This is a genomic window from Rhodococcus sp. G-MC3 (assembly GCF_030063335.1).
Lineage (GTDB): Bacteria > Actinomycetota > Actinomycetes > Mycobacteriales > Mycobacteriaceae > Rhodococcoides.
On record NZ_JASISW010000011.1, the window covers coordinates 80,496 to 105,865 of the forward strand.

The window sequence follows — 25,370 nt, forward strand, 5'->3', positions numbered from 1 at the left end:
CGGCCCAACTAGTACAGACTGATAGCCCGAGTACAGACCGCTGGCCGCAGATCAGTTGGCGGCACGCAATGCCGCCACCAGCGACACCATTCTCGGGTGATCGACGAGGTCGTCGATCCACACCGCGTCTCCCTTGTCATCGGCCAACGGAATTCGCCAGTTCTCGTACTGGGTCTCGTCTGTCCCCGGTTGATTCTGAATGCGGTTCTCGCCGACCGCATCGACGAGCGCGATCCCGATGAGCACCGACGGACTTCGCGCGATCAAGCGGTACAACGCTTCGACCGTGTCCTTCTCCGACGCGTCCGTGGGTAGCAGCCCTCGCTCTCGCCCGAGATCGAGCACTGCCTCCCGCCCCTCGGTATCCTGCTTCTTCTCCTCGTCCAGATCGCGTTCGAGCAGTCCGAGACGTGAGCGAAGCGCGATGTGCTCACCTCTGAGGTAGCCGACCGTCGGTGGGAGGTCGTGTGTGGTGACCGACGTCAGGCACAGCTCACGGTAGTTCTCTGGAGCGATGGGCCGATCGCCGTCGTTCTCGAACCACAGAATGGACGTGCCGAACAGGCCTCGCTGCGCCAGATACTCCTGCACACGAGGTTCGAACACCCCGAGATCTTCGCCGACGACTACTGCACCTGCTCGCTCGGCTTCGAGCACGAGAATGCCGATGAGCGCTTCGTGGTCGTACTGCACGTAGGAGCCCTCGCCGGGTGACGCGGCGCCCTCCGGTATCCACCAGAGACGGAACAATCCGAGAATGTGATCGACGCGGATGCCGCCTGCGTGGCGAAGCACCGTTCGTAGCATGTCCCGATACGGCGCGTACCCCAGTTCCCGCAACTTGTCCGGGTTCCATGGAGGCTGGTTCCAGTTCTGGCCCTGCTGGTTGAAGTTGTCCGGTGGTGCGCCCACAGTCACCCCGCTGGTCAGCGCGTCTCCCGGCGTCCACGCGTCGGCACCGCGGCGGTGAACGCCCACGGCCAGATCGTGCATCACGCCGATGTCCATTCCGGACTGCAGCGCTGCCGACTGTGCGCGTGCCAGTTGCTCATCGCATATCCATTGCAGCCACCGGTGGAACTGGATTTTGTCGGCGGCCGAGTCGCGGAATGCCGTTGCGAAGTCGGTGCCCGGGTGTGCCGCATCCTCGCGCCAAGCCTTGTCGTCCGGACCGTACTTCTCGGCGAGCGCACACCACAGCGCGAAATCGTCGAGACCGCGTCCTTCGCGCTCGCAGAAGGCGCCGAACTCCGCTGCGCGTGCTGCCGACCGAGGCACTCGGAAGATTCGCTTCAGCGCGCGCAGCTTTGCGCGAAACGAGGGATCGCGATCGATTCGTTTGGTGCGCTTGTTCGCCTTGGCGAACTGTCGAGCAGATTCTCTGACCTTCGAATATTGATCGCGAGGCAAGTATGCCGTTTCGGCGATGTCTTCGACTCGGATGTACATCGGATCGAAAAATCTGCGTGTGGTCGGGAGGTACGGCGACGCTTCGACGGGAGGGGTAGGCCGCTGCGCGTGCATGGGATTGACCAGAACGTAGTCGAATCCGTGAACGCTGCCCGCGACGGACGCCAGATCTGCCAGATCGGCGTAGTCGCCCACGCCCCACGACCTGTCCGAGCGGATCGAGTACAGCTGGGTGAGCAGTCCGGTCCGCTGGTGATCGAGGAGCGCGTCGTTGGTCGACAGACGGCGAGGAGTGATAACCACACTGCACTGCGCCCGCGCGCTGTGCACCGAGTCGGGCGAACTCACCGCAACGAGGGTGTGCCAACCGGTGTCGATGTCCGACGGTAGTTCGAACGTTGCTCGTCCGACGAGGAAGTCGTCGACAAGGCGTGGTTCGACCCACAGTTGAAGTTGGGTGACAGGAAGTTGCTCACCGGCCTCGGTAACGAGGTGGACGGCCACCGGATCGCCGTGCGGTACATGAACACTCACCTCGGTGGCGACGCCTTCGACTGCGACGACAACAGGTGGAAGCATGCGCCTCCACGGCGCCAACTCCAGGTCGACCAGCGCCACCTCGACGTCGGACTCGGTGGTCGCCTCGATGCCGCGCGCGCTCAGGATTCCACGAAGCGTCGAGTCGGACACGTCGCGACGGACCTTGTCCCAACCCTGATACCACGTTGACACCCCGCACCGCTGGGCGAGAACCCGCAACTGCTCTGTGTAACTCACACCGCTGATCGTGCCAGCCGCGGCCGTCGGCGTCACCTGCTGTGGGCGTCGTGTCGACAGTGAGATTGAACTTTGGAGACCCGGGTACTCTGGGCGCGGTCGAAATTTCACCGCGGTCGGCTCCAAAATTTTGTTTATTGCACGCTGCTCGAAACACGAATCTCGAAACACGAATCTCGAAACACGAATCTCGAAACACAGACAGGGAGCGCGAATGACTGGCGTCGGCAAGATCGAAGAGCTGGAACGAGATTCCGGCGCACCGGTCGAGCTGCGGGTGGTTGCCGACGCCGAGCAGTTGCCGGTCGTGCGCGCTGTTGCCGAAACTCTCGCCGTCCTGGGCGATTTCACACTGGACGATATTGCGGACATCAAGTTGGCCGTGGACGAGGTGTGTTCCGAGCTGATCTCGGGTGCTGTCGCCGATGCCGAACTGACGTGCTCTTTCGTCGTCAGCAGCGCCGCGATGCGTATCACCACCACGTCCGTGGTCGAGGAGGGGCGCGTTCCCACATCCGACAGCTTCGGCTGGCATGTTCTCCAAACGCTGACCGACTCGATAGCGCTGAGCGCATCGTCGGTCGACGGCGGATCGGTCGTTGTCGTGGACGTAGTCAAGCGGAGGAGCAACATCTAGTGCCCGCTCCGTACGAAAAACCGGCGCGGCGTCAGTCGGACGATTACAGCGAAGTAGTACCTCTCATTCAGGAGATGCAAGCCCTGCCCAAAGACTCGGCTCAGAGGCAAGTCCTGCGGGATCGAATCATCACGCGCTGCCTGCCACTCGCCGAGCACATCGCTCGTCGCTTCGGCGGCCGAGGCGAGGCACACGAGGACTTGCTGCAGGTAGCTCGCCTTGGGCTGGTGAATGCCGTCGACAGATTCGATATCGAGCGGGGTTCGGACTTCGTGTCCTTCGCCGTACCGACCATCATGGGTGAAGCGCGCCGCTACTTCCGCGACGCCGGCTGGTCGGTGCGTGTGCCGCGCCGGATGAAGGAGCTCAACTCGATGATCTCCGGTGCCGTCGGAACGTTGTCGCAGAAACTTGGGCGCGCACCGACGGCGAGTGAGATCGCCGCCGAACTGGACATCGACGTGAAAGAGGCGTCCCAGGCACTGCTTGCACGCAGCGCCTACCAGACCGTCTCGGTCGATTCGGTGGTGAGCGATGACCGGCTGCCACTGATGGACACCCTCGGCGCTGCCGATCCCGAGCTCGAGAAGATGGAGAGTTACCTCACCGTTCGGCCCGCTCTCGAGAAGCTGCCGGAGAGGGAACGGCAGATCGTGGTTCTCCGGTTCTTCGGTTCGATGACTCAGACGCAGATCGCCGAGCGGATGGGTATCTCGCAGATGCACGTGTCGAGGATTCTGTCTCGCACGCTTACTCAGCTGCGCGAGGATCTCGGGCCGAGCTGAGGCGGCGCGCGAGCTCGTCGTAGCATCGGCCCTCAGTCGGTGTGGGCGAGTTCTAGGAGCGATGCGACGTGTCCGAATCAGGCAGGATCTTCGACGACCTAGGGGACTACGTGGCTGCGCCGCGGGTGTCGGACCTTGCGGTGTCCGTCGACGGCTCACGTGCGGTGGTGGCGATTTCGGAGCCGACCGCAGACGGAACCAAGTACGAGAGCGCGCTGTGGTCCATCGATGTGAACGGCTCGGCAGCGGCGCGGCGGCTGACCTGGAACGAAGGTGGGGCGAGCGGGCCGGTTTTCCACTCTTCGGGGGAGCTGCTGTTTCTGCGGCAGAGATCGAAACTCGACGAGTCCTCGGCGATCTGGTCATTGCCGACGGGTGTCGGTGAAGCGCGTGTGCTGGCTGCTCGCGGCGCGGGGTTCTCGGGTGTACGTGCCGCTGCCGAGTCGCCGGTGTTCGTGGCTGTATCGGACGTATTTCCCTCTGCCGACACTGACGAGAAGGACGAGCAAATTCGGCTGTTGCGCAGGGACAGCAAGATCGACGCCGTTCTGCATGCGGGTTACCCCGTGCGTTACTGGGATCACGACCTCGGGCCGGCGACTCCGCACCTTTACGCGAGTAGCAGCGGCGACGTGGTTCAGCGGATCACGTCGAGCACTGCCGCCGCACTGCACGAGGCGGATTACGACATCAGCTCGGACGGAACCTTCGTCGTGACCACGTGGACGGTCCCGGGGGCATTGGCAACGTCACGGTCCGTCCTGGTCAGAATTGATGTGCAGTCCGGCGAACGTACCGTTCTCGTCGACGACGTCGATGCCGACCTCGGTTCGCCGGCGATCTCGCCCGACGGGACGAGCATTGTTTTCGTGCGCGAATCTCTGTCGACGCCCGAGGATGCACCACGAATAACGTTGCAGCTTTACTCGTTCGGCGATCGAACCGTCGCCGACCAGGCGCCGGGGTGGGACCGATGGCCGGGGGATCCAGTCTGGCTGCGCGACGGCAGCGGCGTTCTCGTGGTCGCCGACGACAACGGCCGCGCGCCCATCTTCGTGATCCGCGGCGGCCGAGCCACCAAGCTGACCGACACCGACAGTGCCTACAGTCACGTGCATGCCGCATCGGACGGCTCGATCTTTGCGCTGGAGGCGTCGTACGCCGCGCCGCCGCACCCCGTGCGCATCGATGTAGCGACGGGCGAGGTCCAGGCTCTACGCCTCGCCGAGGAGCTACCCGAGCTCCCTGGAACCTTCACCGAGATCGAGACCACGGCAGCGGATGGACGCCGAGTCAGAGGATGGCTGGCGTTACCCGACGGTGCAGCCGAGGCCTCTAAAGCGCCGTTGCTGCTGTGGATACACGGTGGACCCCTCGGATCGTGGAATACCTGGTCGTGGCGTTGGAATCCCTGGCTCCTCGTCGCGAAGGGATACGCGGTACTACTGCCGGACCCCGCGCTGTCCACTGGATACGGCCAGGAGTTCATCCAACGAGGTTGGGGGCGCTGGGGCAGTAAACCGTTCACCGATCTGATGGCGATCACCGACGCAGCCACCGAGCGAACTGATATCGACGAGGACCGCACCGCGGCGATGGGCGGGTCTTTCGGCGGTTACATGGCCAACTGGATCGCCGGTCACACCGACAGATTCGATGCGATCGTCACCCACGCCAGCCTGTGGGCGCTCGATCAATTCGGCCCGACCACCGACGTCGCCTACTACTGGCAACGGGAGATGTCGCCGGAGATGGCCGTCGAGAATTCACCGCACCTGTACGTCGCGGACATCGTCACACCGATGCTCGTCATACATGGTGACAAGGACTATCGCGTTCCGATCGGGGAAGGGCTGAGGCTCTGGTACGAGCTGCTCAGCGAGTCGGGACTGCCTGCAGACGACGAGGGCAAGACCGATCACCGCCTTCTGTACTTTCCCTCCGAGAATCACTGGGTGTTGACGCCTCAGCACGCGAGAATCTGGTACGAGGTTGTGTTCGCATTCCTCGCTGAGCATGTTCTGGGCGAGGCTGTTGCGTTGCCGGAGACCCTTGGCTGAACTCGAAGCAAAAGGGGCTGTCGGAGCGCACGAGCCTGACCACTAGAATCGACCGGTGACCAGTTCAGCACCAGAGACCCCAGACAGCCCAGCCCAGGCGCAGGAGCGCAGCCTGCCCAGTGACCGAAGTGAGCTACCGAAGAGCTGGGACCCCAGTGCGGTAGAGGCGGAGCTGTATCAGGGCTGGGTTGACGCCGGTTACTTCGAGGCCGATGCGACCAGCGGAAAGCCCCCGTATTCGATTGTCCTCCCGCCGCCGAATGTCACGGGCAGTTTGCACATGGGTCACGCGCTCGACCACACACTGATGGATGCATTGAGTCGTCGCAAACGGATGCTCGGCTACGAAGTGCTGTGGCTACCAGGCATGGATCACGCCGGAATCGCGACCCAGACGGTCGTGGAGAAGCAGCTAGCTGTCGAGGGCAAGACCAAGGAAGACTTCGGTCGCGAGTCGTTCATCGACAAGGTGTGGGACTGGAAGCGCCAATCGGGCGGCACCATCGGTGGGCAGATGCGTCGCATCGGTGACGGCGTCGACTGGAGTCGCGAACGCTTCACCATGGACGACGGCCTTTCTCGCGCGGTACAGACCATCTTCAAGCGCATGTACGAAGATGGGTTGATCTACCGCGCCGAGCGCCTCGTGAACTGGTCGCCGGTTCTGCAGACTGCAATCTCCGATATCGAGGTCAAGTTCGAGGACGTCGAGGGCGAGCTCGTGTCGCTGCGCTACGGATCGTTGAACGACGACGAGCCGCATGTCATCGTCGCCACCACGCGTGTCGAGACCATGCTGGGCGACACCGCCGTTGCCGTGCACCCCGAAGACGAGCGCTACAAGCACCTCGTCGGGACCACCCTCGACCACCCGTTCACGGGCAGACAGATTCCCATCATCGCCGACGACTACGTCGACCCTGAATTCGGCACCGGCGCAGTAAAGATCACGCCTGCACACGATCCGAACGACTTCGAGATGGGCGTTCGGCACAACCTGCCGATGCCGACCGTCATGGACAAAGCAGGCCGAATCGCCGACACCGGAACGGAGTTCGACGGTCTCGATCGCTTCGAGGCTCGAGTCAAGGTGCGCGAGGCACTCGCGGCACAGGGCCGCGTCGTCGCCGAGAAGCGGCCGTACCTCCACAGTGTCGGGCACTCGGAACGCAGTGGCGAGTCCATCGAGCCGCGACTTTCCCTTCAGTGGTGGGTCAAGGTCGACGGTCTCGCGAAGGCCGCCGGGGACGCAGTCCGCAACGGCAGCACCGTCATTCATCCGCCGAGCCAGGAACCGCGCTGGTTCGCCTGGATCGACAACATGCACGACTGGTGCATCTCGCGGCAGTTGTGGTGGGGACATCGCATCCCGATCTGGTACGGCCCGGACGGCGAGACCGCATGCCTCGGTCCCGACGAGATGGCCCCCGCGGGCTGGACGCAGGATCCCGACGTGCTCGACACGTGGTTCTCGTCAGGGCTGTGGCCGTTCTCGACCATGGGATGGCCCGAAGCGACGGACGAACTCGCGAAGTTCTACCCGACCAGTGTGCTCGTCACCGGCTACGACATCCTGTTCTTCTGGGTTGCGCGGATGATGATGTTCGGCACCTACGTCTCCTCGGATCCCTCGATCACGGCGGGGGAGAACGGCGGACAGGTTCCGTTCCAGGACATCTTCTTGCATGGTCTGGTGCGCGATCAGTTCGGAAAAAAGATGTCGAAGTCACGCGGTAACGGCATCGATCCGCTCGACTGGGTTGACCGATTCGGCGCGGACGCATTGCGTTTCACGCTTGCTCGCGGAGCGAACCCGGGTGCAGATCTGTCGGTGGGCGAGGATCACGCCCAGTCCTCGCGCAACTTTGCCAACAAGCTGTTCAACGCAACGAAATTCGCGTTGATGAACGGTGCGGCTCCCGCCCCGCTGCCTCCGCGCGTCGATCTGACCGACGCCGATCGATGGATTCTCGACCGACTCGATCACGTCCGCGGCGAGGTCGATGGCGCATTCGACCGCTACGAGTTCAGCAAGGCCTGCGAGGCTCTTTATCACTTCGCCTGGGACGAAGTCTGCGACTGGTACTTGGAAATCGCGAAGGTGCAGTTCTCGGACGAGACTCTGACCGAGTCGACTCGCGTCGTCCTCGGAAACGTGTTGGATGCTCTTCTGCGCCTGCTTCACCCGGTGATTCCGTTCGTGACGGAGACACTGTGGAAGGTGCTGACCGGTGGTGAGTCCGTGGTGATTGCTTCCTGGCCGAAGGCGTCGAACGAGATCGCGGATCCTGTCGCTGCCCGACGTGTCTCCGATATGCAGAAGTTGATCACCGAAGTGAGGCGTTTCCGGAGCGACCAGGGGCTCAAGCCGTCCCAGAAAGTCGCTGCGAAGCTCGTGGGCATCGACGATGCAGATTTGGCGGGGCAGGTGCCTGCGACACGTGCGCTCGCGAAGATCACCGAACCCGAAGACGGCTTCAGCGCGACCGCTTCCGTCGAGGTGCGTTTGACCAATGCAACGGTCACGGTGGAACTCGATACGTCGGGCACCGTCGACCTGGTTGCCGAGCGCGCCAGGCTCGTCAAAGATCTGGCTGCGGCGGAGAAAGAGTTGGCTCAAACAACCGGGAAGCTCGGCAACGAAGCTTTTCTGGCTAAAGCGCCCGATGCCGTCGTGGACAAGATTCGTTCACGTCGCCAGATCGCCACCGAGGAGATTGCGCGCATACAGGCTCGTCTCGACGACGCGGGCCGGCTCGAATCGATGGGCAACTAGTGTCCGAGTTCGGTTCGACTCCAAGACAACCCGACCCAGTCGACCTCGCCGAGCTCGTCCTCGTGGAGGCCGCCCTGGACACTCGCTGGCCCGAGACCAAGATCGAGCCGAGTATCGCCCGCATCGCGGCGCTGATGGACCTGCTGGGTTCGCCACAGAAGGCCTATCCGTCGATTCATGTCGCCGGCACGAACGGGAAGACGTCGGTGACGCGCATGATCGATGCGTTGCTGACGCACTTTCATCGCAGGACCGGTAGGACCACGAGTCCGCATCTGCAATTGGCGACCGAACGGATCAGTATCGACGGCGCACCGATCTCGCCGCGTCTCTACGTGGACACGTACAACGAGATCGCCCCGTTCGTGGAGATGGTCGACATGCAGTCCGAAGCTGCTGGGGGCCCGCGAATGAGCAAATTCGAGGTCACCACGGCAATGGCGTTCGCCGCATTCGCGGAGGCGCCCGTCGAGGTGGCCGTGGTGGAGGTAGGCCTCGGTGGGCGCTGGGACGCCACCAACGTCGTCGACGGCGAGGTCGCCGTGATTACCCCGATCGACATCGACCACGTCGAATTTCTCGGGAGCGATCTGGCAGGAATAGCCGCCGAGAAGGCCGGGATCATCAAGAAGGCGCCCGATCGACTCGATCCCCGCGACACCGTCGCGATCATCGCTGAACAGAAGCCCGAGGTCACCGAGGTCCTGCTGCGTGCTGCCGTCGAGGCGGACGCGGCGGTCGCGCGGCAGGGCTCGGAATTTCGCGTCCTTGCGCGCCGAATCGCGGTCGGGGGTCAGCAGCTGGAACTGCAGGGACTCGGCGGTGTCTACACCGACATCTTCCTGCCGCTCCACGGTGAACATCAAGCGCACAACGCCTCGCTCGCCCTCGCGGCAGTCGAGGCGTTCTTCGGGGCAGGGCCCGATCGTCAGCTCGACGCCGATATCGTCCGCGCGGCGTTTTCCTCGATCGTCAATCCCGGCCGCCTGGAACGGGTTAGAAATGCGCCGACCGTGTTTCTCGATGCCGCACACAACCCGCACGGAGCACGTGCCCTGGCCGCCACTCTCGCCGAGGAATTCGATTTCCGTAAGTTGGTGGGTGTCGTCAGCGTGATGGGTGACAAGGACGTCGAGCAGATGCTCGCCGCGCTCGAGCCTGTCTTCGACGAGATAGTCGTCACGCACAACGGTTCTCCGCGGGCGATGGACGTCGAAGAACTGGCGAACCTGGCCGTGGCCAAGTTCGGCGACGAACGGGTCGTGGTGGCATCGACGCTTCCCGACGCACTCGAGACTGCAATAGGTCTCGCGGAAGAAGTCGCCGATCCAGGCGAGACCGTGTCCGGCGCCGGCGTAATCGTCACCGGTTCGGTCGTGACGGCAGGCGCAGCGAGAACACTCTTCGGAAAGGAACCGGTATGAGCGAGGAAGCGCCGGATTCAGCTCAGTCCCGAACGCCAAGGTTCAAGCCGCCGACGAACGACCCATGGAAGGGGTTCAGGGGAGTGTGCTCCGGCACGCTCATTCTGGAGATGATCGTCATTCTGCTGGCATTGCCGGTGGTGTCGACGGTGGGCGGCGGACTCACGTGGTTCTCCACCCTCTACATCGTCGTGTTGGCAATCCTGATGGTGCTGACATGCGGAATTCAGAAGCGGCCCTACGCGATGCAGATCAACATCGCCATTCAGGTGCTCGTACTGCTCGGAGTGTTCATTCACCTCTCCATCGGCATCGTCGGAGTCATCTTCGGTGCAGTGTGGGTCTACTTGCTCTATCTGCGCAGAGACATTGCGCGTCGCATCGAGCGAGGCATGCTCTACGGCCAGCGAGACTGAGATACGCGGCAGACTGACCGCAGGCTGCCGCGGGACATCCACTACGCTTCGGTGTCGTGACTGAGCGCACCCTTGTATTGATCAAGCCAGACGGAGTTTCCCGCCGATACGTCGGGGAGATACTCGGCCGCGTCGAGAAGAAGGGACTGAGCATCGCTGCACTCGAGCTCAAGTCCGTTCCGCTCGAGCTGGCGACCGCCCACTACGCCGAACATGACGGCAAGCCGTTCTTCCCGGCCTTGCTCGACTTCATCACCTCGGGACCTGTCGTTGCCGCCGTGCTCGAAGGACCGCGCGCCATCGCCGCGTTCCGTCAGATCGCGGGCGGAACCGATCCGGTGGAGAAAGCGGTTCCCGGGACCATTCGAGGTGACCTCGCACTGGACGGACAGCAGAACCTCGTCCACGGATCCGACTCTGTCGAGTCGGCCGAACGCGAGATCTCGCTCTGGTTTCCGGCACTCGGCTGACTCGTCCACTAACCCGCCACGCCGGAAGACACTGCGATCTTCAGCGGTGTGGCGGGTTGGCTTCGGTCGGTGTGGGATACTCGAGAAAGTTGCTTTCACAGTTTCAGCTCCAACGTCAACAAGTCTTGCAGTACGTCAGAACCAAAATTTCAGCAGGACGATCGAACGCCACCACACGTGACGTTCTCGTGAAGGCAACCGGATGACACCCGCAGTGCGATGCCCGTCATCGCTGCCGGCGGTGTGGGAAGACCCCACATGGCTCGGCATGCTTGATGATCAGGCGCTCGGACTCGGGAAACGAAGAGCCATCCAGCAGGGCATCGCGCTCGGCGTACCGGCCACACGCTGTGGACAGTGCACCAGGCGCGGAGCGGAACCAGACCAACTGACGCCGGAACCGGCGTCAGAACACAAGGATTGCTCTCGCGTGGCCGCGTCACACCAGTACATCGGGTGGACGCGCCCGGGGGCCCGAGGAGATATACGTGGCCGATCAAGCCCCGCCCGAAGATGTACAGAATTCGAACTCAGGAAGTTCAGCAGGTGACGACAGTACGTCTGCGTTGGAAACTCCCACGTTCCCGGACCGCCTGCGCGTCCACGCGCTCGCAAAGATCCTCGGCGTCACCAGCAAACAGGTGCTCGCCAAGCTGGGTGAGCTCGGTATAGAGGCGCGCAGCGCCCAGTCGAGCCTTGGACGAGACGTCGCCGAGACGGTCCAGAGTGCATTTGCCGCACCGGACTCCGCTGCGCTCGATGTGGGTGCGGCCGATCCGACCGTCCCATTGACGGATGCGGCGCCAGTAGTTCCCGTTCCGCCCGTCGATGTGGGAACTCCTGTGCGTGAAGAGCCCGCGGCGCCGGAAACGGATCCGTCCACGCGTGCCGAGCCCGAGAACAGCCTGTTCTCCACGCCCTTGGCCCAGCCGGCGCCCGCAACGCGCACAGGCGATGCATCCGATTCTGTGGCGCCGGCACGGACAGCTTTTGCTACACCGCTGTTCCTTCAGCCGGAAGCCGCGGTCGAGGCGGCGCCGAAGCGTCGCCGTAGCCGGAAAGCCGCAGGCCCCGCCGCAGAGGCCACATCGAACGATGGGCCGGAAGTCTCCGCGACCGAGCAGGCTGCCGATTCCGGCAGTCCCGCAGCGCCCCCGACCGTCGTCGAATCGAAGTCCCGTGAATCCGAACGGGCTGACAACAACGACGACGACGACGAGGTCGATACAAGCGGAGATTCGGAGTCCGATTCGTCGACGTCCGACGATGGCGACGACGATCAGTCACAGCCACGTCGTCGACGTCGTGGACGTCGTGGTCGCGGCCGTGGTCGTGGCGACCAGGCGAGTGACGGCAACTCCGACGACAACGACAACGACGACAACGAGGACTCCGACGACTCGTCGGACAATCGCTCGTCCGACGATTCCGGATCCGAAGACACCTCGTCGAACACGACTCCCGCCGACGGTGCAGACGTAGAAGACGACTCCGCTTCCACGGATGAATCTGCAGACGGTGACTCCGGCGACAAGCCCACCGGTGAGCGACGCTCGCGTCGTCGGAGCCGGTCTCGCTCGGGTTCGCGATCGAGCGATGCCGCCGACGACGAGGATTCGACGCCATCGTCGGATTCCGACGATGCCGAGGACGAGGCAGCCGAATCCTCGTCGGCGCAATCGTCGTCCGAAGATTCCGACGACGATGACGATCAGGACGGCGCGGACGGTTCGAGTAGGCGTCGCCGTCGCCGTCGTCGTCGCCGAAGCTCGGGCGACGCAGCGTCCGACTCGGCGTCGTCCGAGGATGATCCACTCAACACAGTCGTCCACGAGCGTGAGCCGAGGAACAAGGCTCGCAACAAGGACGAAGTTCAGGGCATTTCCGGATCGACGCGCCTCGAGGCCAAGCGTCAGCGACGCCGTGACGGCCGCGACGCCGGCCGTCGTCGACCCCCGATCCTGACCGAATCCGAATTCCTCGCACGACGCGAGTCGGTGGATCGCGTCATGGTGGTTCGCGAGAAGTCGTTCCCTGAGCAGGGGGAGACCACCCAGGTCGCCGTGCTCGAAGACGGCGTTCTCGTCGAGCACTTCGTGACGAGCAGTGCTTCGGCATCGATGGTGGGCAATGTCTACCTCGGACGGGTGCAGAACGTGCTGCCCAGCATGGAAGCTGCGTTCGTCGATATCGGTCGCGGACGCAATGGCGTGCTGTACGCAGGTGAGGTCAACTGGGACGCCGCAGGACTCGGCGGAAACTCGCGCAAGATCGAGCAGGCCCTCAAGCCGGGTGACCAGGTTCTCGTGCAGGTCAGCAAGGATCCGGTAGGGCACAAGGGTGCTCGGCTTACGACGCAGCTGTCGTTGGCCGGCCGGTACCTCGTGTACGTGCCCGGCGGCAGTTCCACCGGCATCAGCCGCAAACTTCCCGATACCGAGCGCAAGCGCCTGAAGGAAATCCTTCGCGACATCGTGCCGTCGGAGGCCGGAGTCATCATCCGCACCGCGGCCGAGGGCGTCAGCGAAGACGAGCTCGCCCGCGACGTCGAGCGGTTGCAGGCTCAGTGGGCCAGCATCGAAGAGGCGTCCGCGAATGCGGAAACGGGCAAGGGAAGCCAACCTCAGACTCTCTACGAAGAGCCCGATCTCTTGGTCAAGGTCATTCGTGATCTGTTCAACGAGGACTTCGTCAAGCTGGTCATCGAGGGCGAGAAGGCGTGGTCCACCACCTCGAACTACATCGAGACAGTCGCGGCGGACATGATGCCGAAGTTGGAGCGCCATGTCGCCGAATCCGGGAAACCGGACGTGTTCGAGGCTCATCGCATCGATGAGCAGTTGGCGAAGGCTCTGGATCGGAAAGTGTGGCTGCCCTCGGGCGGAACGCTGGTAATCGATCGCACCGAAGCTATGACCGTGGTCGATGTCAACACCGGCAAGTTCACCGGGTCGGGTGGAAACCTGGAAGAGACGGTCACGCGAAACAACCTGGAGGCGGCCGAAGAGGTCGTTCGTCAGATGCGGCTGCGTGACATCGGCGGGATGATCGTCGTCGACTTCATCGACATGGTCCTCGAATCGAACCGTGACCTGGTCCTGCGTCGATTGACCGAGGCGCTCGGGCGCGATCGAACGCGGCATCAGGTCTCCGAGGTCACCTCGCTCGGACTCGTCCAGATGACCCGCAAGAAGATGGGTACGGGCTTGGTCGAAGCGTTCTCGACCACCTGCGAGCATTGCCAGGGTCGGGGGATCATCGTGCATCCGTTCCCGGTCGACGCGAAGCCCGACGACGGGCAGCGGGGCGGTTCTGCGCGAAGCGAATCGGGATCGCAGCGCAAGCGTCGCGGTCGCGACAAGGCAGACAACGCCGGCTCGAACTCGACCCCGCATTCCGGGTCGCCTGCGCCTACGCCCGAACACGACGAGCATGGGGTCGATCCTTCGGTCAAGCGTGCGCACCCTGTGGCTCTGGCCATGGCTGCACACCATGACGAGGTCGTGGCCGACGTGACGCCGGCAGATGTGTTCGATCACAACGCCGACGGGTCCGCGGGGCCGGATGCGCAGGTCATCGACGCAGTCGACGTCGCAGCGGTTCAGGGTGAGTCGATTCAGGACGCCGCAGCCGACAGCGTCGTCGTGGAATCCGTTTCCACCGGGGACACAGGAAACTCTGAGCCCACCGCCAGCGGCCGCCGCTCCGGCAGGAGTGGTAGGCGAAAGGCCTCACGGCCGACTGCAGCCGCTCGGCACGAGGTGTCGACTGGGTCTGACGCTGCGGGCGCACCGGGTGCCGACGTGTCTACACCCACCGAAGACGACACCGCCTCATCCAACGGTGCTGCTCCTGCAGTGATGCCGGAGGCTGCCGCTGCGCACGCAGTCGAAGAGTCGACTGCCGGTTCACCGACTGTCGATTCACCGACTGCCGACCCCGCGGAAGGTCAGCCTGTCGTCAAGGCCAGGCGCGGCCGACGGGTGGCGCGGAAGGCCGCGGCTCCCACGGCCGAGACGCCGGACGCCGGTGCGGTTTTCGTGATCCCTGCTACGTCGGACGAGGTGACCAATAAGGGTGAACCAGAGGTAGCTCCGATGACGACGCCGGCATTTACGCAGGTCGATGCGTCCGAAGTGGCGGTGGAGCAGCCGGTGAGCAAGCCGCGGAGGCGGCGCGCGGCGGCACGCCCGGCGGGTCCGCCGGTAGACGCGTAGGGCACGGGGGACAGGCGGTTTGACCACGGCGGCCCGTCTGCCGTAACCTTGATAAGTCGCTCCCGGTGACACCGTTCTGTTGTGCCTTGATTACTTTCTGGCCGTGAACCGTTCACCTGGGAGTTGGAAAACCAGCAAGATCAGACCAGTCGTGTTGCCATGGGCAGCGCGAGCAAGTTCGAAGAAGCAAGGGGTAGCCCTCCGATGGCAACGTACGCGATCGTCAAGACCGGCGGAAAGCAGTACAAGGTCGCTGTTGGTGACCTCGTCAAGGTCGAGAAGATCGAGGGAGCGCCCGGCACTGCTGTCTCGCTTGCTCCGGTCCTCGTCGTAGACGGATCCGACCTGACCACAGATGCAGACAAGCTGGCGAAGATCTCCGTCGCCGGTGAGATCGTCGAGCACACCAAGGGCCCGAAGATCCGCATCCACAAGTTCAAGAACAAGACCGGTTACCACAAGCGTCAGGGCCACAGGCAGAAGCTGACCATCCTCAAGGTCACCGGTATCAAGTAACCAGTTTTTTCACAGCCGGTTTCTTGATAAGAGCTGGCGTTCTTCTTACCCGAGGAGGGTACGCACATGGCACATAAGAAGGGTGCATCAAGCTCCCGTAACGGTCGCGATTCGAACTCACAGCGCCTCGGCGTCAAGCGTTTCGGCGGCCAGACGGTCAGCGCAGGCGAGATCATCGTTCGCCAGCGTGGCACGCACTTTCACCCCGGCATCAATGTCGGCCGTGGCGGCGACGACACTCTGTTCGCTTTGTCCGCAGGCGCAGTCGAGTTCGGCGCCAAGCGTGGACGCAAGACCGTGAACATCGTTCCGGTCGCAGTCGAGGCCTAGTCTCCGCTGCATCAACTGCGTCGGTAGTCGTTCGGACACCTCCGGATGGCTCACGACGCGCCCAAAGCTAGTCGATGAGGGCGGACCAGGGTCTAAGAACCCCGGTCCGCCCTTATCGTATGTATGGGCATCGAACAATTTCGGTCGTAATCCGGCCGAGGAAGGATCGAAGGCAGCTATGTCGCGATTCATCGACCGCGTGGTTCTACACGTGACCGCGGGTAAAGGCGGCAACGGCTGCTCCTCTGTCCACCGTGAGAAGTTCAAGCCGCTAGGCGGACCCGACGGTGGCAATGGTGGACGTGGCGGCGGCGTGATCTTCGTCGTCGATCGCAGCGTGCACACGCTCCTCGACTTCCACTTCAATTCTCATGCAAAGGGAACCAACGGAACCCAGGGCATGGGCGGCAATCGTGAGGGCGCAAACGGCGACGACTTGATCCTCAAAGTCCCCGACGGCACCGTCGTCCTCGACAAGGACGGCCGCATCCTTGCCGACATGACCGGCGAAGGAACGAGATTCGACGCAGCCCCCGGCGGTCGCGGCGGACTCGGCAATGCCGCGCTCGCCTCCAAGGCTCGCAAGGCTCCCGGCTTCGCGCTCCTGGGTGAGGACGGCATCGAGCGCGACCTGATCCTCGAACTGAAGTCGGTTGCCGACGTCGGCCTCGTCGGTTTCCCCTCCGCAGGCAAGTCCTCTCTCGTCTCGGTTCTATCGGCCGCGAAGCCGAAAATCGCGGACTACCCGTTCACGACGCTCGTGCCGAACCTCGGCGTGGTGTCGAGCGGTGACACAACACTCACAGTCGCGGATGTGCCAGGGCTCATTCCGGGTGCCTCTGAGGGCCGCGGGCTCGGACTGGAATTTCTGCGCCACATCGAACGCTGCGCAGTGCTGGCGCACGTCGTGGATTGCGCGACGCTCGATCCCGGTCGCGATCCGGTCTCCGATGTCGACGCGCTCGAAGCGGAACTGGCAGCGTACAAGCCTGCGCTGTCGGGTGATGCAAGCCTCGGTGACCTCGCCGACCGCCCGCGCATCGTCGTACTCAACAAAGCCGATATTCCCGAGGCCGCGGAACTGGCCGAGATGGTCACGCCCGAGTTCGAGGCTCGCGGGTGGCAAGTGTTCACGATCTCGGCCATCAGCCGAGAAGGCTTGAAGCCGTTGATCTTCGCGCTGGCCAAGATGGTCGAGGACTATCGCGTCGCGCATCCGCCCGCCGAACCGAGGCGTGCAGTTCTGCGGCCGGTCCCACGGAACGAGGATGGCTTCCAGGTCGTCAAGGACCCGGACGTCCCCGGTGGTTTCATCGTCCTGGGCACTCGCCCGGAGCGCTGGGTCGCACAGACTCAGTTCAGCAACGACGAGGCTGTCGGATATCTGGCGGACAGGCTCGCCCGCCTGGGCGTCGAAGCGGCACTGATCAAACTGGGCGCAGAGCCTGGTGCTTCGGTCACCATCGGCACGGTGTCGTTCGACTGGGAGCCGATGACTCCGTCCGGTGTCGAGGTGACGCGGACGGGCCGCGGAACGGACGCACGGCTCGATCAGGTCGATCGTATCGGCGCCGACGAACGCAAGCATGCTCGTCGAGTCCGGCGCGGACTCGACACCGAGGAATGACCGACATTGCAGCCGAATTCAATTCGGCTGCACTGTCCGCGACAAGAAGGTCGGTCGCCGGCGCAAAGCGGATAGTCGTCAAGATCGGTTCGTCTGCGCTGACCTCTCTGGAGGGTGGCCTCGAGATCGAGTGGCTCGATGCTCTCGCCGACGCCGTCGAGGCACGGATGCGCGCAGGCACCGACGTGGTCGTCGTGTCGTCGGGAGCCATCGGTGCGGGCATCGCTCCGCTCGGATTGTCCAAGCGGCCAAGGGATTTGGCGACCAAGCAGGCAGCGGCCAGCGTTGGACAGCTGGCGCTCGCGCATGCATGGGGTACGTCGTTCGCACGATACGACAGGACTGTCGGCCAGGTTCTCCTGACAGCGGAAGACATCGCGCGGCGCACGAACCACCGCAATGCTCAACGAACCCTCGATCGATTGCGTTCGCTGGGTGCAGTGGCCATCGTCAACGAGAACGACACCGTTGCGACGGCCGAGATCCGGTTCGGTGACAATGACCGGTTGGCGGCGCTCGTCGCGCATCTTGTCGGTGCCGATGCCCTCGTGTTGTTGTCCGATGTCGACGGCCTCTACGACGGAGATCCGCGCAAGGGCGACGCGACACTCATTTCGGAGGTGGACAGCCCCGAGGACCTCGACGGGGTGGTCGCGGGTTCCGGGGGAGCACTCGGTACTGGCGGAATGGCCTCGAAGCTGTCCGCTGCCAGGCTCGCGGCGGACTCCGGTGTGCCCGTGCTTCTCGCGGCGGCGGCCGATGCACACGTTGCTTTGACCACAGCCGAGGTCGGAACAGCGTTTGCGGCTCGGCCGGTAAGACTGTCCTCCCGCAAGTTCTGGGTGCGTCACGCCGCGGATGTGCAAGGCGATCTGCGCCTCGACGCAGGTGCTGTGCGCGCCGTCGTCGACAAGCGGCGATCGCTTCTCTCGGCAGGAGTTACCGGGATCACCGGACGTTTCTACGGCGGCGACGTTGTGTCGCTGAGCGATCCCGACGGTCTCGTCGTTGCCCGAGGCGTAGTCGCGTACGACGCGTCCGAGCTCGCTGGGATGGTCGGCAAATCGAGCTCGACTCTCTCGCCCGAGCTACAGCGACCGGTTGTTCACGTCGACGATCTGGTGCCGGTGACTGTGTAGTTTCCACTGGACAACACGATCTCGAGCGTGGCGTTCAGGGCCGATCCACGAAGCTGGCTGACAAAGCTATTCACGTGGCGCAAGTGTGGCGAGAAGCGTCGCGAGCGTCTCGGAGCAGCCTGCATGACTGCTGACGGCTGCGAACTCGTCACCCCGGGTGGTGCCGCGGTTGACGATAACGATCGTTTTTCCCGCCTTCGCTGCTCGACGCACGAACCGGAGACCGGACATGACGGTCAGCGAGGATCCGAGGACGAGCAAGGCGTCACTACGGTCGACGAGGTCGAAGGCTTCAGCCACCCGTGGCTTGGGCACGCTTTCGCCGAAGTAGACGATGTCCGGCTTGAGGACGCCACCGCAGTGTGCGCAGTCGACCATCCGGAAGTGTGCGGTACTGGTGATGACGGCATCGGCATCTGGCGCGATCTCGACGCCGTCCGCCGCTGCCACGCTCTCGATGAAGCCGGGGTTCTCGTGATCGAGCCGCCGAGCGAGCTCGAACCGCGAGACGAGCTGCTCGCAACCAAGACAACGCACGCGGGCGTAGACACCGTGTAAATCGATGACTCGGCGGCTGCCGGCCTTGGTGTGCAGCATGTCGACGTTCTGGGTGATGACGCCCGAGACGACTCCCCGGCGTTCCAGTTCGGCTAGGGCGCGGTGCCCGTTGTTGGGCTTCGCTGCGTCCATGTGACGCCAACCGACATGATTACGTGCCCAGTAATGACGGCGGAACTCGTCGTCACCGATGAATTGCTGAAATGTCATCGGGTTCCGAGGCGGCGAATCCGGCCCGCGGTAATCGGGGATTCCGGAGTCGGTGGACATCCCTGCCCCGGTCACTACGGCGACGGCTTTACCCGCCAGCAGCCGGACGATGGTGTCGAGTTGCTGGTCGGGGGAGTCGAGTCGAGCTGGTGAAGCCACGCACTCCAGATTAGCGCTCAGTAGCTGCCCAGGGGATCGAGGCGGGGGATCGAGACGGGGGATTGACCCAGGGGATCGCGCGGGCTGCGAGGTCTTCGCGAGCGACGAACCGGGCCACGTTCGCTTATCGAACCAGATTTGGATGCGGATACAGCTCCGCCCCGCTCGATCGCGTTCGCCATCTTTCGGTCCTGTTCGGGTCCGGCGGCGATTGTTTTCGAGCGGGGCGAAGTTACGTCTGCGAGTTCAGGGCGCAGCCTGCGGGGTGAGCCAAGAGCCCTACGCGGGTACCTCTACGAGCGGGTACACGCCGTTCTCGTCGTGGGTTTCGTTCCCCACCACGGGAGGGTTGAAGACGCACAGCATGCGCATCTGTGTGCGTGGTTCCACAGTGTGGCGCTCGTTGCCGTTGAGCAGGTACATCGAGCCTGCACCGAGTTCGTAGGTCTCACCGGTCTCGCGATCGGTCAGTGTGCCTTCGCCCTCGATGAGCCAGACGGCTTCGATGTGGTTGGCGTAATGGAATTCGTTCACCGTTCCGGCCGCGATGGTGGTCTCGTGGAAAGAGAACCCGACCTTGTCGCCGCCGAGGACGATTCGCTTGCTTCTCCAGTTGCCGTCTTCGCTCGAAATGTCGCGATCGGTTCCGGTGATTTCTTCGGTGGTACGTACGATCATGTGTTACTCCCTTCGATCAAGCTCAGTGCTGTGCCAGTGCTGTGCCCAGTGGTTCAGGGGACGGTGGTTCAGGGGACGGTGGTTCAGGGGACCAAGGAAAAATGGCTCAGGAGAGCACTTTTGCGACAGCGCCTTCGAGAATGTCCAATCCGCGGTCCAGTTCCTCGATGGTGGTGGTCAGCGGCGGTAGCAGCTTGACGACCTCATCCTTGGGACCGGCCGTCTCGACGAGCAACCGCTCGTCGTAGGCAAGCTGGGACACCTTGGATGCCAGTTCTGGATTGTCGAACACCAGAGCTTGAACCATTCCGCGACCACGAGTGGAGATTCCGTCGAACTCGGCGCACAACTTGATGAAGCGATCCTGGATGTGCTCGCCCTTGGCAAGTACTTCCTTTTCGAACGTGTCATCCGACCAGTACGTGTCGATTGCAGTCTTCGACGTGACGAAGGACGGGTTGAAACCGCGGAACGTGCCGTTGTGCTCACCCGGTGCCCAGACATCGAGCTCGGGCTTGAAGAGAGTGAGCGCCATCGGCATTCCATAACCGCCGATGGACTTCGACAGAGTGACGATGTCAGGAACGATGCCGGCCTCCTCGAAGGAGAAGAACTGACCGGTCCGACCGCAGCCCATCTGAACGTCGTCGACGATCAACAGAATGTCGCGACGCGAGCACAGTTCGGCCAAGGCGCGCAACCACTCCGGGCGTGCGACGTTGATGCCACCCTCGCCCTGGATGGTCTCGACGATCACTGCTGCCGGACGGTTGAATCCACTGCCCGAGTCGTCGAGGACTCGCTCGAACCACTGGAAGTCTTCGGTGACGCCGCCGAAGTAATTGTCGTAGGGCATCGGCGTGGTGTGTACCAGCGGGATTCCGGCGCCAGCTCGCTTCATGGAATTGCCGGTGACCGACAACGCGCCGAGTGTCATACCGTGGAATGCGTTGGTGAAGTTGATGATCGACTCGCGGCCGGTCACCTTACGGGCGAGCTTGAGAGCCGCCTCGACCGTGTTGGCGCCTGTGGGGCCGGGGAACTGGACCTTGTAGTCCAGTCCGCGCGGGTCGAGAATGTTCTTCTTGAACGATTCGAGGAATTCACGCTTGGCGACGGTCGACATGTCGAGACCGTGCGTGATGCCGTCGGACTGGATGTAGTCGACGAGCGCGTCCTTGAGGATCTGGTTGTTGTGGCCGTAGTTCAGTGCGCCTGCGCCACCGAAGAAGTCGAGGTACTCGAGACCATCCTCGTCGACGAGAGTCGAGTTCTTTGCGGTCTTGAACACGGCCGGCCACTGGCGGCTGTAGCTACGGACTGCGGACTCGACGGTCTCGAAAACGTCGAGTTTCTCTGTGGTCTGGGTCTTTTCGGTCATGTTCTGCTTGTTCCTTTCGTTTGTGCGCACGGGGGCATCGCCTACTGTGTAGAGCTCTTCTGCCTCGTGGCTATCAGGGAAATCATTGGGTGCGAACAGATCCGATTTTCTGATCTCGGTTCCCCGTGTTCGGGCGAGGGCCGTGAACAGCGCGATCGACGCTTCGTTGTCGGGGCTGATCGTTGTTTCGAGATGTGTGATGCCCTGAGGGGTAAGGCGGTCCAGCAGTTCGTTGAGCATCCGTCCGGCGAGGCCCTTGCCCCGCTGATCGGAGTCGACTGCGACCTGCCACACAAAAAATGTTGCGGGCGAATCTTGTCGGATGTAGCCGGTCACGAAACCGACTGCTCGTCCGTCCACATCCGAAACCACTGAAGTGGCGGCGAAATCTCTGCACCATAGGATGTACGAGTAACTCGAATTGAGATCGAGTACTTTTGAATCTCGAGCGATCTCCCAGAGCCGGACTCCGTCGGAAATACGTGGACCACGAAACTTCACTGCGTCCGGCGCAGTGACTGGGGTTGCTCTCAGGGATGCGGGCTTCATAGGAAATACAAACGTAACAAGGAGCCCTTGGGTTTTCATCTACCTGCGCACATTGGTCTCCGAAACCCCCGCTCCTGCGCAGGTGACAGGGTGATTGTGACGCTGGTCACAAAGTGTCGATGTATGCTACCGCGGGCCTGTTTCGATGGTGACTACCGGCGTCGATGGTGAGGCTGAACTTACTGTCCTATTTGGGTGTTGCAAGCGCGAACGGTAGGACGGCGTCTGCGCCTGCGTGCTTCAGTGCAACTGCTGCGCACGTGAACGTCCATCCGGTGTCGGTGGTCAGGTCGACCAGCAGAATGGGACCGTCGGTGGCGGTGAGGTCAGGGACTTCCCATGAATCGACGAGGCCGGCCACTCGGAATGCGGAATTGGCGGCAGTGACGGGTGGGTGTTCGGGGCGCTGCCGAAGAACTCCCAGGTCGGTGAGCCTGCCGATACGTGCCAGCTCGCCGGCCACCGATCGGACAAGAGTCGGATGGCTGTCAGAATCGATCGCGATGACCGCGGTCGGGCGAGTTGTCCAGTCCCACGAAGCGAGGACCTTGATGCACCCGTCGACCAATGCCGGCGGTGCAAGCCCATCGGGTCCGCCAAGGACCGTGCGCAATCGAGAACCCCAGCCCAGGTCGGTGAGCCTCCCCAGGATCCGACCTGGTTCCGGGCCGTCGGCGATCTTTCCGGAGAGCGAGACTCCAAGCTTCTTCATTCCGCTCGGCCACTGCTTGCGCGGCGGGAGATCGAGGCCCGGTCGATCAAGCCGGGCCTTCGCCGACTCCACGGCGGCGGGGTCGACCTGTGATGAGTAAGTCTGACCTGTGCAATTGTCGCAGCGACCACACTGGCTGGAAGCCGCGCCCAGGTCCGGATCGTCCAATTGGCGACGGAGAAATTCCATACGGCACCCATCGGTGCGTTGGTAGTCGATCATGGCTTGCTGTTCCGAGTCTCTGGCTTGCTCGAGACGCTCGTAGCGCGCCGCGTCGTACGTCCAGGGTTGCCCGGTGGAGATCCATCCGCCTCGTACGCGCTGAACGGCTCCGTCCACGTCGAGGACCTTGAGCACCATCTCGAGCCGGCTGCGGTTCAGGTCGATCAACGGCTCCAACGCGGGCGTGGATTGCGGTTTCACTGGATCGAGTGCGTCGATGACCTGTCTGACCACGTGCTCGCGAGGAAAAGCGACGGATGCGAAATAACTCCAGATCTGCTTGTCCTCGTGACCGGGAAGCAGAATTACTTCTGCGCGTTCGGTGGCGCGGCCGGCGCGCCCGACCTGCTGGTAGTACGAGATGGGGGAGGACGGCGCACCCATGTGGACGACGAAACCCAGGTCGGGTTTGTCGAAGCCCATTCCTAGCGCCGATGTGGCGACCAGAGCCTTCACGTTGTTGTCGAGAAGGTCCCGTTCGAGGGATTCGCGTTCGGTGGTGTCGGTCTGGCCGGTATACGCGGCGACGGCCAAGCCCTGGTCGGAGAGCAGGCTCGCCAGGTCACGAGCTGCGGAGACGGTCAACGTGTAGATGATCCCCGATCCAGGCAGTTGCGCCAGGTGCGAGGCCAGCCACGCAGCTCGCTGGGTCGTGTTCTCGATCTGGACCACCGAGAGATGCAGCGACTCGCGCTCCAGACCGCCGCGGAGCACCAGCGTGTCCCCGCCGCCGACGCCCAGTTGTGCCGCAACGTCGGCGACAACTCGGTCGTTCGCGGTTGCGGTGGTAGCCAGCACGGGTATGCCCTCGCGTAGTTCGGAGATCAAGGTGCGAATCCGGCGGTAGTCCGGACGGAAGTCGTGACCCCAATCCGATACACAGTGCGCCTCGTCGACCACCACGAGGCCGGCATCTCCAGCAAGAGATGGGAGCACCTGATCTCGAAAATCGGGATTGTTGAGCCGCTCGGGGCTGACGAGCAGGACGTCGAGCCTGCCCGCGGCGACGTCGGCGTGGACGTCCTCCCATTCGGTCATGTTCCCGGAATTTATGGTGGCGGCCTTGACTCCCGCCCGTTCGGCCGCTGCGACCTGGTTGCGCATCAACGCCAACAGCGGAGAGACGATGACTGTGGGGCCCAGTCCCTGTGCACGAAGCAATTTGGCAGCGATGAAGTAGACGGCGGACTTGCCCCAGCCGGTGCGCTGGACGACGAGTGCTCGCCTTCGCTGAACCACGAGTGCCTCGATGGCAACCCACTGGTCCTCTCTCAGGTTCGCGTTCGGGCCCGCGAGTTCGCGAAGGAGGCGTTCGGCGTCGGCGCGGAGGTCTGTCGTCGGCGTTTCCGCGGCGGTGGTCATTGCACCATCGTGCCGCACGCGTCCGACACGGGAACGGTGCCCGGCGGGCGATACCCTGACCGAACAGACGATGGAGGCGGAAATGGTGGACGGTCGGTACCCGGGCGATTCGCACGCCGAACTCCCGATGGACTCGGACGTCGACGATGTCGCCGCAGTCTCGGGTCCTGTGAGGCCCCTCCATCTGCGTCCGGTCGCGCTCGTTCTCGTCTTCGTCGGCGGTGTCGCCGGGACAATGGCGCGGTACGGCATCGAGGTGGCGATACCTCACCGAAGTCCCGACTGGCCGGTCGCGACGTTCGTGATCAACCTGCTCGGAGCTTTTCTGCTGGGGCTCGTGCTGGAACGCCTCGTACGGCGAGGCCCTGATGTCGGTGTGCGCCAGCGAGTTCGACTCCTCGTCGGGACCGGTTTCTGTGGAGCGTTCACCACGTACAGCACCTTCGCCCTGGAAACGGTAGTGCTGACCCGAGACGGTCACCTTCCGACCGCGCTCGCCTACGCGGTGTCTACTGTCGTGCTCGGTGCGCTTGCAGCATGGCTGGGAGTCGTGCTCGGTGCCCGCAAGGCCAGCCGATGATCGTCCTGCTACTGGCCATGGCCGGTGCGCTCGGCGCGACCGCCCGTTTCGTGGTGGATTCGTTCGTGAAATCAAAGCTCCGCGGAACATCGTTCCCGTGGGCGACGGTAGGTATCAACATCACCGGGTCGCTTGTCCTGGGGTTCCTCGCGGGACTGGTGGTGTTCCGGAACGGGTCCAACGATCTGCAGACCGTGATCGGAACGGGCTTCTGCGGCGGCTACACCACGTTCAGTACCGCCAGTTACGAGACGGTGCGGTTGGTGCAGTCCGGCAAACGTTTCCAGGCACTGATCAGTTCGGTCGGCACGCTGACGCTGTCGATCGGCGCCTGTGCCGGGGGCTTCGCGGCCGCGGGCGTGATCTGACACCGAG

General features: G+C 63.3%; 19 protein-coding genes and 1 pseudogene. 14 read left to right on the forward strand and 6 right to left on the reverse strand.

Annotation, left to right across the window (positions count from 1 at the left end):
- Positions 1–51: 51 nt before the first annotated feature.
- Positions 52–2,187 (reverse strand): 4-alpha-glucanotransferase, encoded by a 2,136-nt coding sequence (gene malQ, locus QMK17_RS14285; RefSeq protein ID WP_283509926.1) that lies wholly within the window; start codon positions 2,185–2,187, stop codon positions 52–54.
- 214 nt (positions 2,188–2,401) lie between these two features.
- Here malQ and QMK17_RS14290 point away from each other — a divergent pair, with 214 nt between their 5' ends.
- The 12 genes from QMK17_RS14290 (at position 2,402) to proB (ending at position 18,584) form a co-directional block, all read left to right on the forward strand.
- On the forward strand, positions 2,402–2,824 hold the full coding sequence (locus QMK17_RS14290; protein WP_283509927.1) for an ATP-binding protein: 423 nt from the start codon (positions 2,402–2,404) through the stop codon (positions 2,822–2,824).
- Between the two features lie 74 nt (positions 2,825–2,898).
- A complete protein-coding gene (locus tag QMK17_RS14295; protein ID WP_283510011.1) occupies positions 2,899–3,609 on the forward strand; it encodes a SigB/SigF/SigG family RNA polymerase sigma factor in 711 nt (236 codons plus the stop codon).
- A gap of 68 nt (positions 3,610–3,677) precedes the next feature.
- Entirely contained in the window at positions 3,678–5,669 is a 1,992-nt protein-coding gene (locus tag QMK17_RS14300) for a S9 family peptidase (protein ID WP_283509928.1), read from the forward strand.
- Between the two features lie 55 nt (positions 5,670–5,724).
- Positions 5,725–8,445 carry a valine--tRNA ligase gene (locus QMK17_RS14305; protein ID WP_283509929.1) on the forward strand — a complete coding sequence of 907 codons (2,721 nt, stop codon included), beginning with the start codon at positions 5,725–5,727 and terminating at the stop codon, positions 8,443–8,445.
- Positions 8,445–9,869 carry a bifunctional tetrahydrofolate synthase/dihydrofolate synthase gene (folC, locus tag QMK17_RS14310; RefSeq protein WP_283509930.1) on the forward strand — a complete coding sequence of 475 codons (1,425 nt, stop codon included), beginning with the start codon at positions 8,445–8,447 and terminating at the stop codon, positions 9,867–9,869. Before QMK17_RS14305 ends, folC begins: the two co-directional genes overlap by 1 nt.
- Positions 9,866–10,285, forward strand: a complete 420-nt coding sequence (locus tag QMK17_RS14315; RefSeq protein WP_283509931.1) for a DUF4233 domain-containing protein — start codon at positions 9,866–9,868, stop codon at positions 10,283–10,285. Before folC ends, QMK17_RS14315 begins: the two co-directional genes overlap by 4 nt.
- Before the next feature lie 56 nt (positions 10,286–10,341).
- Complete coding sequence (gene ndk, locus QMK17_RS14320) at positions 10,342–10,755, forward strand: nucleoside-diphosphate kinase (RefSeq protein WP_283509932.1); 414 nt, start codon at positions 10,342–10,344, stop codon at positions 10,753–10,755.
- Positions 10,756–11,243: 488 nt separating this feature from the next.
- On the forward strand, positions 11,244–14,972 hold the full coding sequence (locus QMK17_RS14325; protein ID WP_283509933.1) for a translation initiation factor IF-2 N-terminal domain-containing protein: 3,729 nt from the start codon (positions 11,244–11,246) through the stop codon (positions 14,970–14,972).
- Between the two features lie 204 nt (positions 14,973–15,176).
- Positions 15,177–15,488 (forward strand): 50S ribosomal protein L21, encoded by a 312-nt coding sequence (gene rplU / locus QMK17_RS14330; protein WP_283509934.1) that lies wholly within the window; start codon positions 15,177–15,179, stop codon positions 15,486–15,488.
- A gap of 66 nt (positions 15,489–15,554) precedes the next feature.
- Positions 15,555–15,818, forward strand: a complete 264-nt coding sequence (rpmA, locus tag QMK17_RS14335) for a 50S ribosomal protein L27 (protein WP_283509935.1) — start codon at positions 15,555–15,557, stop codon at positions 15,816–15,818.
- A gap of 178 nt (positions 15,819–15,996) precedes the next feature.
- Positions 15,997–17,445, forward strand: coding sequence for a GTPase ObgE (gene obgE / locus QMK17_RS14340; protein ID WP_283509936.1), 1,449 nt, complete (start codon positions 15,997–15,999; stop codon positions 17,443–17,445).
- Positions 17,446–17,477: 32 nt separating this feature from the next.
- Positions 17,478–18,584, forward strand: a complete 1,107-nt coding sequence (gene proB / locus QMK17_RS14345; RefSeq protein ID WP_283510012.1) for a glutamate 5-kinase — start codon at positions 17,478–17,480, stop codon at positions 18,582–18,584.
- 66 nt (positions 18,585–18,650) lie between these two features.
- Here proB and QMK17_RS14350 read toward each other — a convergent pair whose 3' ends face one another.
- The 5 genes and pseudogenes from QMK17_RS14350 to QMK17_RS14370 form a co-directional block, all read right to left on the reverse strand.
- Complete coding sequence (locus tag QMK17_RS14350) at positions 18,651–19,463, reverse strand: Sir2 family NAD-dependent protein deacetylase (RefSeq protein ID WP_442972766.1); 813 nt, start codon at positions 19,461–19,463, stop codon at positions 18,651–18,653.
- 327 nt (positions 19,464–19,790) lie between these two features.
- The gene (locus tag QMK17_RS14355; protein ID WP_283509938.1) at positions 19,791–20,189 is read right to left on the reverse strand and encodes an ectoine synthase; all 399 of its coding nucleotides are present in this window, start codon (positions 20,187–20,189) and stop codon (positions 19,791–19,793) included.
- A 106-nt stretch (positions 20,190–20,295) separates the two neighbouring features.
- The gene (ectB, locus tag QMK17_RS14360; protein WP_283510013.1) at positions 20,296–21,570 is read right to left on the reverse strand and encodes a diaminobutyrate--2-oxoglutarate transaminase; all 1,275 of its coding nucleotides are present in this window, start codon (positions 21,568–21,570) and stop codon (positions 20,296–20,298) included.
- Between the two features lie 51 nt (positions 21,571–21,621).
- Positions 21,622–22,158: pseudogene (ectA, locus tag QMK17_RS14365) on the reverse strand (diaminobutyrate acetyltransferase); the annotation flags it as partial.
- Between the two features lie 148 nt (positions 22,159–22,306).
- Positions 22,307–24,415: a RecQ family ATP-dependent DNA helicase gene (locus tag QMK17_RS14370; RefSeq protein ID WP_283509939.1), complete on the reverse strand. Its 2,109-nt coding sequence runs from the start codon at positions 24,413–24,415 to the stop codon at positions 22,307–22,309.
- Between the two features lie 82 nt (positions 24,416–24,497).
- On the opposite strand from QMK17_RS14370, the gene crcB (QMK17_RS14375) reads away from it, so the two are divergent.
- Positions 24,498–24,995: a fluoride efflux transporter CrcB gene (gene crcB / locus QMK17_RS14375; protein ID WP_442972762.1), complete on the forward strand. Its 498-nt coding sequence runs from the start codon at positions 24,498–24,500 to the stop codon at positions 24,993–24,995.
- Entirely contained in the window at positions 24,992–25,363 is a 372-nt protein-coding gene (gene crcB, locus QMK17_RS14380) for a fluoride efflux transporter CrcB (RefSeq protein ID WP_283509940.1), read from the forward strand. Before crcB (QMK17_RS14375) ends, crcB (QMK17_RS14380) begins: the two co-directional genes overlap by 4 nt.
- Positions 25,364–25,370: the final 7 nt, after the last annotated feature.

What these genes read in the sequence shown, in the direction of transcription:
- obgE (WP_283509936.1), top strand. Translation starts at nt 15,997, where the DNA reads ATGTCGCGATTCATCGACCGCGTGGTTCTACACGTGACCGCGGGTAAA.
- QMK17_RS14295 (WP_283510011.1), top strand. Translation starts at nt 2,899, where the DNA reads ATGCAAGCCCTGCCCAAAGACTCGGCTCAGAGGCAAGTCCTGCGGGAT.
- QMK17_RS14370 (WP_283509939.1), bottom strand. Translation starts at nt 24,415, where the DNA reads ATGACCACCGCCGCGGAAACGCCGACGACAGACCTCCGCGCCGACGCC.
- QMK17_RS14355 (WP_283509938.1), bottom strand. Translation starts at nt 20,189, where the DNA reads ATGATCGTACGTACCACCGAAGAAATCACCGGAACCGATCGCGACATT.
- ectB (WP_283510013.1), bottom strand. Translation starts at nt 21,570, where the DNA reads ATGACCGAAAAGACCCAGACCACAGAGAAACTCGACGTTTTCGAGACC.
- crcB (WP_283509940.1), top strand. Translation starts at nt 24,992, where the DNA reads ATGATCGTCCTGCTACTGGCCATGGCCGGTGCGCTCGGCGCGACCGCC.
- rplU (WP_283509934.1), top strand. Translation starts at nt 15,177, where the DNA reads ATGGCAACGTACGCGATCGTCAAGACCGGCGGAAAGCAGTACAAGGTC.
- QMK17_RS14290 (WP_283509927.1), top strand. Translation starts at nt 2,402, where the DNA reads ATGACTGGCGTCGGCAAGATCGAAGAGCTGGAACGAGATTCCGGCGCA.
- crcB (WP_442972762.1), top strand. Translation starts at nt 24,498, where the DNA reads ATGGTGGACGGTCGGTACCCGGGCGATTCGCACGCCGAACTCCCGATG.
- QMK17_RS14315 (WP_283509931.1), top strand. Translation starts at nt 9,866, where the DNA reads ATGAGCGAGGAAGCGCCGGATTCAGCTCAGTCCCGAACGCCAAGGTTC.
- rpmA (WP_283509935.1), top strand. Translation starts at nt 15,555, where the DNA reads ATGGCACATAAGAAGGGTGCATCAAGCTCCCGTAACGGTCGCGATTCG.